General features: G+C 55.2%; 10 protein-coding genes. 7 read left to right on the top strand and 3 right to left on the bottom strand.

Annotated elements, in window-relative coordinates; translation table 11 throughout:
- Nucleotides 1-94: 94 nt before the first annotated feature.
- Complete coding sequence (locus KTT_RS29035) at nucleotides 95-904, top strand: AAC(3) family N-acetyltransferase (protein ID WP_126601191.1); 810 nt, start codon at nucleotides 95-97, stop codon at nucleotides 902-904.
- 30 nt (nucleotides 905-934) lie between these two features.
- On the opposite strand, the gene atpD is transcribed toward KTT_RS29035, so the two are convergent.
- Nucleotides 935-2,344, bottom strand: coding sequence for a F0F1 ATP synthase subunit beta (atpD, locus tag KTT_RS29030; protein WP_126601190.1), 1,410 nt, complete (start codon nucleotides 2,342-2,344; stop codon nucleotides 935-937).
- Between the two features lie 249 nt (nucleotides 2,345-2,593).
- Between atpD and KTT_RS29025 the strand changes: the two genes are divergently transcribed.
- The 3 genes from KTT_RS29025 to KTT_RS29015 all read left to right on the top strand — a co-directional run bounded on the left by KTT_RS29025 (nucleotide 2,594) and on the right by KTT_RS29015 (nucleotide 4,695).
- Entirely contained in the window at nucleotides 2,594-3,424 is an 831-nt protein-coding gene (locus KTT_RS29025) for an AraC family transcriptional regulator (protein ID WP_126601189.1), read from the top strand.
- A 217-nt stretch (nucleotides 3,425-3,641) separates the two neighbouring features.
- Nucleotides 3,642-4,337 carry an AzlC family ABC transporter permease gene (locus KTT_RS29020; RefSeq protein WP_126601188.1) on the top strand — a complete coding sequence of 232 codons (696 nt, stop codon included), beginning with the start codon at nucleotides 3,642-3,644 and terminating at the stop codon, nucleotides 4,335-4,337.
- Between the two features lie 25 nt (nucleotides 4,338-4,362).
- A complete protein-coding gene (locus tag KTT_RS29015) occupies nucleotides 4,363-4,695 on the top strand; it encodes an AzlD domain-containing protein (RefSeq protein WP_126601187.1) in 333 nt (110 codons plus the stop codon).
- A 9-nt stretch (nucleotides 4,696-4,704) separates the two neighbouring features.
- Here KTT_RS29015 and KTT_RS29010 read toward each other — a convergent pair whose 3' ends face one another.
- Together KTT_RS29010 and murB are read right to left on the bottom strand one after the other, a co-directional pair.
- Nucleotides 4,705-7,536: a tetratricopeptide repeat protein gene (locus tag KTT_RS29010; RefSeq protein ID WP_126601186.1), complete on the bottom strand. Its 2,832-nt coding sequence runs from the start codon at nucleotides 7,534-7,536 to the stop codon at nucleotides 4,705-4,707.
- A gap of 545 nt (nucleotides 7,537-8,081) precedes the next feature.
- Nucleotides 8,082-9,167 carry a UDP-N-acetylmuramate dehydrogenase gene (murB, locus tag KTT_RS29005; RefSeq protein WP_126601185.1) on the bottom strand — a complete coding sequence of 362 codons (1,086 nt, stop codon included), beginning with the start codon at nucleotides 9,165-9,167 and terminating at the stop codon, nucleotides 8,082-8,084.
- A gap of 648 nt (nucleotides 9,168-9,815) precedes the next feature.
- Between murB and KTT_RS29000 the strand changes: the two genes are divergently transcribed.
- The 3 genes from KTT_RS29000 to KTT_RS28990 all read left to right on the top strand — a co-directional run bounded on the left by KTT_RS29000 (nucleotide 9,816) and on the right by KTT_RS28990 (nucleotide 12,710).
- Complete coding sequence (locus KTT_RS29000; RefSeq protein ID WP_126601184.1) at nucleotides 9,816-10,655, top strand: ABC transporter ATP-binding protein; 840 nt, start codon at nucleotides 9,816-9,818, stop codon at nucleotides 10,653-10,655.
- Nucleotides 10,656-10,667: 12 nt separating this feature from the next.
- Nucleotides 10,668-11,918 carry an ABC transporter permease gene (locus tag KTT_RS28995; RefSeq protein ID WP_126601183.1) on the top strand — a complete coding sequence of 417 codons (1,251 nt, stop codon included), beginning with the start codon at nucleotides 10,668-10,670 and terminating at the stop codon, nucleotides 11,916-11,918.
- Nucleotides 11,919-12,026: 108 nt separating this feature from the next.
- Nucleotides 12,027-12,710: a response regulator gene (locus KTT_RS28990; protein WP_126601182.1), complete on the top strand. Its 684-nt coding sequence runs from the start codon at nucleotides 12,027-12,029 to the stop codon at nucleotides 12,708-12,710.
- Nucleotides 12,711-12,738: the final 28 nt, after the last annotated feature.

The following is a 12,738-nucleotide window of genomic DNA, read 5'->3' as shown; positions in this document are numbered from 1 at the left end:
GCTCCTGCCACACCAACTAACATAAGACTGTTGCTTTTATGTGCGATGGATGGTAGTCTGTTCAGGTTGCGAATAGAAAGGGGATAATGGATTTATGTCTGAGGAAAAGGTTGTGAGGGAGACCGCCAGGCTGTGTACGCGTGAGAGCCTGGCCCACGATCTACGGGAACTGGGATTGAGACCGGGGATGAGGGTGCTGGTGCATTCGTCGTTGAGCTCGCTGGGCTGGGTCTGCGGGGGGGCGGTGGCGCTGGTGGAGGCTTTGATGGATGTCGTTACGGATGCGGGTACCCTGGTGATGCCGACGCAGACCGGCAATTATTCTGATCCGGCCAGCTGGCAGAAGCCTCCGGTGCCGCAGCCCTGGTGGGATATTATCTATGAGGCGATGCCGGCCTTTCGGCCCGAGGTGACGCCATCCTATAAGATGGGCGTTGTCGTGGAGGCGTTTCGGACCTATCCCGGTGTGCTGCGCAGCAATCATCCGCAGGTTTCGTTCGCGGCCTGGGGCCACCATGCTGATCAGATTCTCGCTGATCATGGACTGGAGTATGGCCTGGGCGAGCGCTCGCCCCTGGCGCGCATGTATGAGCTGAATGGCTGGGCATTGTTGCTCGGGGTTGGCTACGATAGCAATACGACTTTCCACCTGGCTGAGTATCGCGTTCCAGGCGCGCAAGAGGTGACGCTGGGGGCTCCGATCATTGAAAATGGTCAGCGCGTATGGAAGCGCTTTAAAGATATTGAGCTGGATGCCGACATCTTTCCTGCCATCGGTCACGAGTTTGAGCAGACTCAGCAGGTGTTGCGTGGCAGTGTCGGGCAGGCGTCCTGCCGCCTCTTCCAGCAGCGGCCCGCGATCGATTTCGCGGCCGCCTGGCTAAAGCGCCAGCGAGGATCGTGATCCCGCGTGGCGCTCTGGCCGTTTGCCAGCTTACCGCTGCTCATTCCAGCGTTCTACGACCTCGTCAATACCTCCGACCATGTAGAACATGCCCTCTGGTATATCGTCGTATTCACCAGCTATGATCGCTCTGGCCCCACGTAGCGTCTCGGGGATCGTGACGTAGCGCCCTTCCAGGTTGGTGAAGATCTGGGCGACGCTGAGCGGCTGCGTCAGGAAACGTTGCATCTTGCGGGCGCGCGTGACCGTGAGCTTGTCTTCATCCGAGAGCTCTTCGACTCCCATGATGTTGATGATGTCCTGCAGTTCACGATAGCGTTGCAGTAAGCGCTGTACGTCGCGTGCGGTGTTATAGTGTTCTTCGCCCACCACACCTGGATCCAGGATGCGGCTGGTCGATGCCAGGGGATCTATAGCTGGATAGAGCCCTTGCTCAAACAGGGAGCGTTCCAGCGAGACGTTGGCGTCCAGGTGGGCGAAGGTTGTGGCCGGGGCGGGATCGGTGTAGTCGTCCGCTGGCACAAAGACGGCCTGCAGCGAGGTGATCGAACCGTTGGCAGTACTTGTGATGCGCTCCTGTAGATCCCCCATCTCTTCCGCCAGGTTGGGTTGATAGCCTACCGCTGATGGCATGCGACCAAGCAGCGCTGAGACTTCGGCGCCGGCCTGCGAGAAGCGGAAGATGTTGTCGATGAAGAGCAGTACGTCTTTATGTTCTGCGTCGCGGAAGTATTCGGCCATGGTTAGACCTGTCAGGGCGACGCGCAGACGTGATCCCGGCGGTTCGTTCATCTGCCCATAGACCATCGATACACGATCGATGACGCCGCGTTCGATCATTTCATGATAGAGCTCGTTGCCCTCACGCGTGCGTTCGCCTACGCCGACAAAGACGCTGTTGCCCTGGTGCTGTTTTCCGATGTTGTTGATGAGCTCCTGGATGATTACAGTTTTGCCGACGCCGGCACCACCGAAGGCACCGATCTTGCCGCCTTTGACGAAGGGACAGATCAGGTCGATAATTTTGATGCCGGTTTCAAGGACCTCTGCTTTGATGGTCTGGTCCTCCAGAATGGGTGCCTCGCGGTGAATGGGCCAGCGCGGCGCATCGGTGATCGGCTCGCCGTTATCGACGGTCTGTCCTAGCACATTGAAGATGCGCCCCTGGGTCTGTGGTCCTACCGGCACCGAGATGGGATGTCCCAGGCTGATGACTTCGGCTCCGCGCTGCAAGCCATCCGTCGCTCCTAGCGCGATACAGCGCACCCAGTTGTTACCTAGATGCTGTTCGACCTCAAACGCCAGCGCTTGCTCGATGTCTGGCTGCTTTAACCGCAGCTCATCATAGATCTTTGGCATCTCGGCGGCCTCAAATTCGATGTCGACGACCGCGCCCAGTACCTGCACAATTTTTCCGGTTGGATATGACACCACTGCCATATGCTGCCTCCTTCATGGCTCTCTTCACTTTTTTCTTCTGCCCCTACTGTACCGAAAAAAGAAGGCTCGCATATGACTCATATGACGTAGTTTTGGGAGTACCTGAATGCTAAGATACCTTACCATAAGAGATAGGCAAAATAACGTAGATGCGATGGATTACCACCATTGCATTTTTCGCGTGGGCCGCATATTCTATGATTGAATATCATCGATCCAATTCCAGCTATGTGATGGAAGGAGAAACCCATGCCCCGTGAGCATGAGTACGTGAAATTCTGGCAGGATGCTACCTTGAGCAATCTAGAACTGCTTCATGCGACCTATGTCAGGCATTCGTTTGCTCCCCATACCCATGAGGGTTATGCGATTGGAGTCATTGAGCAGGGCGCGGAGCAGTTCGCGTATCGGAGACGTCAGCATGTCGCGCCAGTCGGGAGCATTGTGTTTATCAATCCTGGTGAAGTACATACCGGTTCGGCGGCGGCCGAGCATGGCTGGACCTACAGGATGCTCTATCCATCAACCGGGCTCTTACAACAGGCGGTCTCTGATCTTACCGGCCGGACACGCGATATCCCCTTCTTCACTGAACCGGTGGTGCATGATCCTGACCTGGGAGCCGAAATCTCCCTTACCCATCGAGCACTGGAAGAACATGCGTCGACCCTTGAGCGGGAATCGCGGATGTTGTGGACGCTCGCGCGCTTGATTTTGCGCTACGCTGATGATCATCCGCGCCCGCGCCTGTTCACCAAAGAGCATATGGGCATCCAGCGCGTTCGTTCCTATCTTGAAGAAAACTACGCCGAGAATATCTCGCTCGACCAGCTGGCGGCGATTGCCAGTCTCAGTCCATTTCACCTGCTGCGCTCATTTCGAGACCAGGTCGGCTTGCCTCCTCACGCTTACCAGATACAGACACGCATCAGGCACGCGAAGGCCCTTCTGGGTATGGGGATGTCTTGCGTAGATATCGCTATCACTGTGGGTTTCGCGGACCAGAGCCACTTTACCAGACACTTTAAGCGCATCGTTGGCGTGCCGCCCGGGCTCTACGGCTCAATCTTCCATCCATAACCTGTGCTGTAAAACACATTCTCAGAAGTCAGTTTTATATGAGTGCATGGGATGCGCATTCGCGTATCCCATGCACTCATATAAAACTAGCGCGGCCGCGTAGCGGACGCGAGTGCGGGGGCGCGCAGGTGCCCCCAAGATGACGGAAGCCAGACCCATTTAAAAAATAGCAATATCAGACAAGACGGATGCCGTTTTTGTCTTCTATAATGGCCCCATGAAAGCATCACATTTTGAATTCTTACATGGGGTCAGGGACGAACTGCCAATCTTACTCGGCGTGGTCCCCTTTGGGATGATTTATGGAGTGTCGGCGATCAGCGCGGGCATCCCGGCGAGCATCGCGCAGGCTATGTCGTGCATCGTCTTCGCGGGCTCGGCGCAATTTGTGATCGCTCAACTCATCGCGGCCGGCGTGCCCGCGCTTGTCGTGATCCTGACCGCCTTTATCGTCAATATCCGCCATGTGCTCTATAGCGCGTCGGTCTCTCCCTATACGCGCAGGCTTCACGTGCTCTGGAAATGGCTGCTGGCATACCTGCTGACCGATGAGGCGTACGCGGTGACCATCTTGCATTATCAGAAGCCGGGCGAGGATGGGCGGAAGCACTTTTATTTCCTGGGGGCAGGCCTGGCTCTGTGGACAACGTGGCAACTGAGCACGGCCGCTGGCATTTTCCTGGGTGGACACATCCCCGCCAGCTGGTCGCTTGATTTTACCTCTACATTGACGTTTATCGCTCTGGTTGTGCCCGCGCTTAAGGACCGCGTGAGCACAGCTTCCGCGCTGGCCGCCGCGCTGACCGCGCTGCTCGTTATCGCCTTACCCTTGAAACTGGGGATCGCGGTCGCCGCCCTGGTTGGCATCGCGGTTGGCCTCATCATGGAGTTGAAGGGAAGAACATCGCTATAGCAAGCAAACAAGCAAGGAACTGGATATGTCGCAGCAATGGCTCTGGATCACTATCATTACTATCGGATTGTTAACCCTGGGTACTCGCCTGTCATTTATCGTATTTATGGGGAAGATGCAGGTCGCCCCCATCGTTCAGCAGGCCCTGCGCTTTGTGCCCATCGCGGTTCTGTCAGCGCTTATCGCGCCCGCGCTCTTCTTCCCGGGCGGCTCACTGGACATATCGCTGAGCAATGCTCGCCTCATCGCGGGCATCCTCGCCATCCTGATCGCCTGGCGCACCAAAAACGTTCTGCTCACCATCGCTAGCGGTATGGCCTGCCTGCTTATCTTACAAACATTGGTTTCCCACCATTAACTCGCATCCCTAAACAAGCTTGTGTTCGAAGGCGAAGCGGCTGGCGGCCGTGCGTGAGGTGACGCCGAGCTTGGCGTAGATGGAGCGTAGATGGGTGTTGACGGTACGCGGGCTCAGGACCAGCTTCTGCGCGATCAGTACGTCGGTGAGTCCCTCGGCCAGGAGCCGCAGGACATCTACTTCGCGTGTCGTTAGTCCCGCAGGGTAGTCCAGGTGGGATTTTTCCGCGACTGCTTCGCGCTTTTTGTGCAGGTGGATGTTGGCGATCATGCCCAGGGTCTGGGGCAGGCTCATGTTGCGGCCAACGCTCCAGTTTTCGCTGAAGGCTTTTTCGCCGATGTTTTTCTTATAGCTAACTATCTGCTCCGCATAGCTGGCCTGGTGCACCTTTTCGATGGGGGCGGACACCCCTTCGCGTAGGATAGAGGCGGTGCCCAGAAATTGGACGGCGCGTTCAGGCAGGTCTACCTGCTGGCATACCTGGGCGAATCCTTCTAAGGCGATGGCCATGCCGAGCATGTCTCCGTGCAGAAAAGCGTGGTGGAGCGCCTTGCGAATCTCGATGCCCGCCTGCTCGTAGTCTTGCTTTGCCAGCGCTACGCATCCCAGTCCGTAGAAGATGGAGATTTTAGAGACCTGATTGCCCATGCCGGCCATCATACTCAGGCTCTCCTCGTAATAGGCGCGGGCGTCATCATCGCGCCCGTTCATGCGCGCCAGGTCACCGAGACTGCTCAGGACGGCTACGACGCCGGAGGGATAGTTTATCTCACGGGTGATGTGCAGACTTTCTTTGAGTCGCTGGCTGGCTCGCGCGAGAGAGCCGGTGCTGATGTCTAGCTTGCCCAGTCCCAGCAGAACATTGGCTCGTTCGCGCCTGGTGCCTAGAGCCGTCGCCAGTTCCATACAGGCATCCAGTGCCTGCTGTGCCCCCTCGTAATCACCACGCAGGCGGAGCGCGTTTCCAATACTGCTCAGGCAGACCACCTGTCCCCAGCGATCATTGAGCTGCTGATAGAGCGGCAAACCTTTCTGATAGAGGAAGACGGCGCTAATCAATTTGCTGCGCTGACTCATGACGTCGCCTACGTTGATCAGCACATCGGCCTGGCTGCGGATATCTCCCACCTGGCGTAAGAGGCGCAGGCTCATGGCGTAGCGCACCTGGGCGGCTGTGAAATCGCTTTGCTGGCTGGCGATATTGCCGCAGATGCTATAGAGCATGCCGCGACACCAGATGTCGGATGAGTCGCGTAGCGTCTCCAGGCTGTCTTCCGCCAGCTGGCGCGCCTGCTCGTAGTGACCCCGGTGCAGATCGAGCAGGGCCAGCGCCCCCTGCGCCAGGGCGCGGGTGCGTGTATCATCGGTCAGGGTGGTTATGCGGTTGCACTCCTCTAGTCGGCTGCGCGCCAGGGCCAGATTCCCGTGCAGATGGGCCATGGTGCCCGCGCTATAGTAGACGCGGGCCAGAAAGTGGTTGGGCTGCGCGCTGGCGGATATGGCGATAACCTCTTCCAGCCAGTTGTGACCCTCATTTAAGGAGCCGCGCAATTGCAGAAAGCGACCGAGATTGCCGGCCAGCCGCTGCGCGATATCGACTTCAAGCTGATCGATGACCCGGCGCAGCGCCAGCCAGATGTTGGCCGCCTCAAGATCGAGTCGGGCCAGCCATAGTGACTGTTCATTGCCATAAAGATGTGGCTCGCAGCGCTCGACGAGCGCTGTGAAGAAGAGCGCGTGGCGCCTCTGGGCCTTGATCAGCTCCTGGTTCTGTTTCAGACAGTCAAGCGCGTACTCACGAATCGTTTCGAGCAGGTTGAAGCGGGTCTCTGAACCCGTATCATCGGCGACGCGCACCAGGCTTTTGTCGACCAGCGAGGCGAGCAAATTTAGCGTGTCCTCTTCAAACACCGCTTCTGGTTGGGCGATGGCCGTTGCAGCCTCCAGCGTCCAGTTGCCCGTCAGGATACCGAGCTGCCGAAAAAAGTATTTCTCCTCTTCATTTAGCAGGTTATAACTCCAGTCAAGCGTGGCGCGCAGGGTCTGCTGGCGCGGCAAGAGGTTGCGTGCGCCACCAACTAATGTGCGCAGGCGGCTATGCAGACGTTCAAGCAGTTCCTGGGGATTCAATAGCTTGCAGCGGGCGGCGGCCAGTTCGATAGCCAGTGGCAGCCCATCCAGCTGAATACAGATCTCCGCGATGGTTTGGATGTTGTCCTGTTTGAGGGTGAAGCCGGGTTTGATGGCTTGTGCACGCTCTACAAATAGCTGCATGGCGTCTGATGGCTCGTCCAGTCCTATCTTCTGCTGGTGATTGGCCGGCGGCAACGCCAATGGTAGGACCTCGTATTCATGCTCGCCATAGATGTGCAGGGCTTCACGGCTGGTTGTCAGAATTGTGAGCCGGGGAGCAGCCGTCAGCAGATCGGCGATGGCAACGTTGGCCGCCATAACATGTTCAAAGTTGTCCAGTATCAGCAGCATGTGCTTGTTGTGCAGGTATGCCTGGAGCTCGTCGCTGATAGAGTATCGGCCTGTCTCTTCCATGCCGATGGATCGCGCGATGGTGGGTAGCACAAACGTGTGATCGCGTAAGGGGGCCAGTTGCACAAAAAAGATCTCTCCAGCGAAGAACATACGCATCTGATGGGCAATCTCCAGGGCCAGACGCGTCTTACCAACGCCGCCGGGACCGGTCAGGGTCAGCAGACGTGTGTGCTCTTCGCGTAATAATGAAGATGCCTGGAGCATATCAGCGTCACGGCCGATGGTTGTATTCATCTGAGTGGGTAAATGACGGTGTATCTGGGATCCTTGAGATGGGTTATGCTGGCTCATCATCTTATCCTTGCATGCAGTCCAGGGGCGCGACCATTCTTACTCAACTATCATTCCTATTTTAACAGGTAATGACAACCTATGCATGCCGTTGTGATCGTATTGTGATGCGCTTAAGCTGAAGTGTGAGGGTGCCGTGATTGACATGGGCTATAATCGCTTAAGGTGGAACAAGAGATTTAGCCACTGGAAGCTTTCTCCGTGAGTCTAATACGGTACTCATCTTGTTTTATCTCGACCGTCCTGGACGCGAATTGTGTGCCCTCCAAGCTACATAGCTTGCATCCGGCGATTGGAGGCTTGGTCGATGTCCTTATGACAATGAAGTCATGAGGTACTCGATCAAGCTTTTTGTTTTCTACTGCGAGGGAAAAAGCGGGTTTGTGCCCTTACAATAGAGAGGGGAAAGCGCGATTCCATTTTCTGTACACATTGCAGATTAGACCTGGCCACATATAAGCAGGGGATCATGCCGATGTTGTGTGATGTCACCCACGGTGATACCACACAACATCGGCATAGCTGGCTCTTTTTCTTGCGCTTCTTATTTATTGCCCATGCAACTCTACGTTGAGCTCCAGATTGACGTTGAATTTCTCCTGGACGCGGCGGTGCATCTCTTTGATTATATTAAGTACATCGCTGGTAGTGGCTCCGCCATTATTGACGATATAGTTGGCGTTGCGATCCGAGACCTGGACTGGACCCATGCGAAGTCCCTTCATGCCCACCTGCTCTATCAGCTGGCTGGCCGGCTGGCCAAGAGGATCTTTGAAGATGGAGCCGGTATGATTGTGTGGCGGCTCGTGTTCTTTGCGTTCTTGCTGATATTGCCTGATTTTCTCCTGCAGCAGCTGTGGCTCCTCGTGGTGGAGTCGGATGCCCAGCGCCATTACTATTTCCGCTGGCTCGATCAGACGGTGTGGAACCGGCAGGATATTGCCCTGCTCATCAAATACGCTTTCATGTCCGGCACGGAAGCGGCTATAGCGATAGCTAAGATCCAGTTCGTCCCTGGTGTAATGGCGCTTGATGGGGAGAGAGAGCGCGTCCCCTTCGAGGTTACAACCACGGGCATCCAGGACATCAATCGATTCCAATACTTCGCTCAGATCGTGGTTGTGGGCGCCCGCGTTGCTGACGATGCCCCCACCTAATGTACCTGGAATGCCGATCCCGAACTCTACGCCTCCCCAACCAAGTGGAGCCAGTTCATTGGCGATGCGCGGCCAGCTTGATCCCGCGCTTACATTTAAAATGACCTTGCCGTCAGGCTCTTTATTGATCTGATATTCATGATCCGTCATCCTTACCACAATACCACGCACGCCGGTATCGGTAAAAATAATATTGGAACCATTACCAATGAGCAGCAGGGGCCAGTGCTCTTCCGCGCACAGGCTAACCAGCCCGATCAGTTCGTCGCGCGACTCTAGCGCAATCCAGATGTCGGCCGTTCCCCCGACTCCAAAGGCGCTATGCGGCGCGAGCGGTTCATCTCTGTGTACGCGCGACCCGAAACGTCTCTGCAGATGCTGGTAGACCATATCCGCCTTAAAGGCTGCGCTATGTGCCAGGTCAAACAGCGGTACGTTGCCCGCCGGATAATTGTTCTGTGGTGTCATATTTTGCATGTAGCCCAGCTCCCTTTTTTTATATAAACCACATCAGTAAAATATATGGATCATCTGCACATATAGGCAACGGCGGTAGCGAGAAACCGTAGAACGTTATTCCTGTTCACGGCAGCCAGGATCAATGCCGGTGATAATTCTACAGGTCTATCTCTCATTCCGCGCTTCTATGCACCCGCCGTTGTTTCTTCTATCATAGCCCCACTCCCTCACAGAGCTATCACTGCAGTTCACCCCTATATCACAGGGATATCACGCCCCCCCATATCCCAAAGTTACTGGCACTGTATGAATGGGAGAGGTATGCGGGGCAGCGCATTCGCGCTGCCCCGCATACCTCTCCCATTCATACAGTGCTAGCGCCCCCCATGAAGAAGAGCCAGTGCCCCCCATGGAGAAGAGCCAGCGCCTCCCCAATGAAGAAGAGATAGCGCCCCCCAATTATTTATAAGGTGTGGTGGGGCGCCTCGGCGCCCCCACCACACCTTATAAATAACGCCCGCGCCGCAGGCGCGGGCCATGCCTTCAGGCACCATGACTTTCGTCATGGTGCTATATACCTTTTTGGACTTTATTTCTTCTATATACGAGCGTTATACTTTGCATGAGCTTGAAAGAGCGGCATACAATCGTCTATGAGGAGCATTTATGCAAGAATCAATAAAATCTTCTTTATCGACTACTATCAATAAAAATCAAGGAGGAGCGATCCACCTGCCGGATGATGGACGAGCGGTTGCCATTGAGGTACGGCACCTGGTCAAGACCTTCGGCAAACACGAGGCGGTGAAAGACGTCTCGTTCACCATCGGCAAAGGAGAAATCTTTGGCCTGCTGGGCCCTAATGGAGCGGGCAAAAGTACGACCATCAACATGATGTGTGGATACCTGCAGCCTGCGTCTGGCGATGTGAGTGTGAATGGACGCTCGTTGGCCAGCCATATGCGCGAGGTGAAGCGCATCATCGGAGTGGTGCCGCAGGAGATCGCCCTTTATAAAGATCTAAATTCACTGGAAAATCTGGAGTTCTTTGGCAAGATCTATGGTCTATCGAAAAAAGAATGCCGACAGCGTGCCGAACAATTATTGCATTTAGTAGGACTCTACGAGCGCCGCAAAGATGCTATCGAGACTTTTTCAGGTGGCATGCAGCGCCGTATCAATATAGCCGTTGGCCTGATCAATAATCCCGATTTTCTGATGATGGATGAGCCAACGGTCGGCGTCGATCCGCAGTCCCGCGAGCACATCTTCTCTACTATCGAGCAGATACGCGATCAGGGGACCACCCTCCTCTACACCACGCACTATATGGAAGAGGCCGAGCGCCTCTGCGATCGCATCGCTATTATGGATGAGGGCCAGATTATCGCTCTGGGTACGCTTGAACAGTTATTGGCGCTGCGCGATCAGCGGCAGCAGGTGCAGCGTCCCCACGGCCTGCAGGAGCTGTTTATTCAATTGACCGGAAAAACGTTGCGCGATTAAAGGTGAAAAAATATGAAAACGCTCTGGTATATTGCGAAAAAGGATCTGTTGCAGGTTATTAAAGATAGGAATGCGCTTATATTGCTGCTAGTGGTTCCGCTAGCATTGATTACCGTGGTTGGCTTTGCTCTGGGCAATCTTTATGGTGATGGCTCCTCCCAGATCAAGATCAAGGTGGCCTTAAGCAATCACGATGCAGGTATCGGTAATACTATCACCCGTTCGCTCAAGGTAGATACGAAGGATCTTTTGATTACTGTCAGCCAGTATTCCGATACCGCTCAGGTGACTGACAGGGTCGATGCCTCCAATGATGCGGCGGATGTCGGGATCGTTATCCCCGCTGGTGCCAGCCAGGCTATACTGGACGCTGGTCAGTCCGCCAGCACAACAAAGAATCTGATCCAATTTTATACCCTGCCTAATGCGACTGGTACCTCCGTTACTATCGTGCGCAATATCATCAATAACGTTGTGCAGGAGCAGCGCATCGCCAGTGTCTCGGCGCGCCAGGTGCACCAGGTGTGTGGCCTGCCGGGAAATACGTGCGCGCCCAGGACTATCAATGACGCCGCCATTAGCGGAGCGGTCGTTAAAGCCAGCCAGACCAGCGACCAGGCCATTGTGTCCCAGACGGTGGGACATGCCACGAAAGCGAGCGCGTTTGACCAGGTAGTGCCCGGCTACGCCATCTTCTTTTCTCTCTTTGGTTTGAACGCGGTGGCCGCCACAATCTTGCAGGAGCAGGAGGACGGGACCTTTCGCCGGCTGCTGATCGCGCCGATCCAGAAATACGCACTGCTGGGTGGGAAGATGCTGGCGCAATTTCTGCTGACCCTGGCTCAGCTCACCATTCTGTTCGCGATCGGTTACTTTGCCTTCAAAATGCATATCCCTTCCTGGCCAACTATCATCTTGCTCTTGATCGCCACCAGCTTCGCGGCAACGGGCCTGGGCATCCTGCTGGTGTCGGTGATTAAATCGCGGCGCCAGATCAATCCCGTGGTTAGCCTGGTGACGCTTATCACATCGGCCATTGGTGGTGCCTGGTGGCCCCTCTATACCGAGCCAACCTGGATGCAGCAACTGGCCAAAGTCGGTATCACCGCCTGGGCTATGGAGGGCCTGAACGGCAGCATGCTCTTCGGCAAGGGCCTTTCTGGAGTACTTCCCGATATCCTGGGACTGCTGATCTACGGCGGCATCTGCTTTGTGATCGCCTTGCGCCTGTTTAGCTTTCAACCCAAAACGGTTGTGGCCTGATCTCTTTAAAAGTCATAGGGGAAGATGAACTGGCGGTTCGACAGTATCATCTTCTTCATTAATAATGGATGAGCATAACAGAGCCAGTGTGCACGAAAGATACGCATTATGACCAACGATATTACCATCCTGATCTGTGAAGACCAGACCCTGATGCGCCATGGCCTGTGCACGATCCTTGAACTGGAGCCGGGCATGAAGGTGATTGGTGAGACGGCCGATGGGGAAGAGGCGGTCGCATCCTACCAGGCTTTACGTGCTAGAAATATGACCCCGGATATTGTGTTGATGGATGTAGAGATGCCACGCATGAATGGCGTGCAGGCTACTACCGCGCTGATCGCCAGCCATCCACAGGCCCATATCATTATCCTGACGACTTTTGACTATGAGGATTATGTATTTGATGCTATCAAAGCCGGCGCTATGGGTTATCTGCTCAAAGATGTACCGGCTTCTGATTTGATGGCTACCATTCGTAAGGTACACGCTGGTGAACCCTTTATCCAGCCCAGGCTCGCCAACAAACTGCTGATCGAATTTGGACGTAAAGGACGTGGTCTTTCTACCAGGCCGCAATCCTCGCGTACCTTTCCGGAAGAAGATCTGAGTACCCGTGAAACCGAGATCCTGAAATTGCTGGCCGAAGGCGCCAGTAATCGCAAGATTGCTGAACAACTGGGATTGGCCGAGGGCACGGTCAAAAATCATGTTTCCAATATTCTGAGCAAGCTGCAGACCGAAAATCGTACCCAGGCCGCTTACCTGGCACGTGAGCGTAAACTGTTCTGATGCTTTGATGCTGCACGCGATCAGGAAC

The organism is Dictyobacter aurantiacus, from assembly GCF_003967515.1.
GTDB lineage: Bacteria > Chloroflexota > Ktedonobacteria > Ktedonobacterales > Ktedonobacteraceae > Dictyobacter > Dictyobacter aurantiacus.
The sequence above is the reverse complement of the archived record's forward strand: the minus strand, read 5'-3'. Positions and strand labels throughout refer to the sequence as shown.

Coding starts and splice junctions, on each gene's coding strand:
- KTT_RS29035 (WP_126601191.1), top strand. CDS start 95: ATGTCTGAGGAAAAGGTTGTGAGGGAGACCGCCAGGCTGTGTACGCGT.
- atpD (WP_126601190.1), bottom strand. CDS start 2,344: ATGGCAGTGGTGTCATATCCAACCGGAAAAATTGTGCAGGTACTGGGC.
- KTT_RS29025 (WP_126601189.1), top strand. CDS start 2,594: ATGCCCCGTGAGCATGAGTACGTGAAATTCTGGCAGGATGCTACCTTG.
- KTT_RS29020 (WP_126601188.1), top strand. CDS start 3,642: ATGAAAGCATCACATTTTGAATTCTTACATGGGGTCAGGGACGAACTG.
- KTT_RS29015 (WP_126601187.1), top strand. CDS start 4,363: ATGTCGCAGCAATGGCTCTGGATCACTATCATTACTATCGGATTGTTA.
- KTT_RS29010 (WP_126601186.1), bottom strand. CDS start 7,536: ATGATGAGCCAGCATAACCCATCTCAAGGATCCCAGATACACCGTCAT.
- murB (WP_126601185.1), bottom strand. CDS start 9,167: ATGCAAAATATGACACCACAGAACAATTATCCGGCGGGCAACGTACCG.
- KTT_RS29000 (WP_126601184.1), top strand. CDS start 9,816: ATGCAAGAATCAATAAAATCTTCTTTATCGACTACTATCAATAAAAAT.
- KTT_RS28995 (WP_126601183.1), top strand. CDS start 10,668: ATGAAAACGCTCTGGTATATTGCGAAAAAGGATCTGTTGCAGGTTATT.
- KTT_RS28990 (WP_126601182.1), top strand. CDS start 12,027: ATGACCAACGATATTACCATCCTGATCTGTGAAGACCAGACCCTGATG.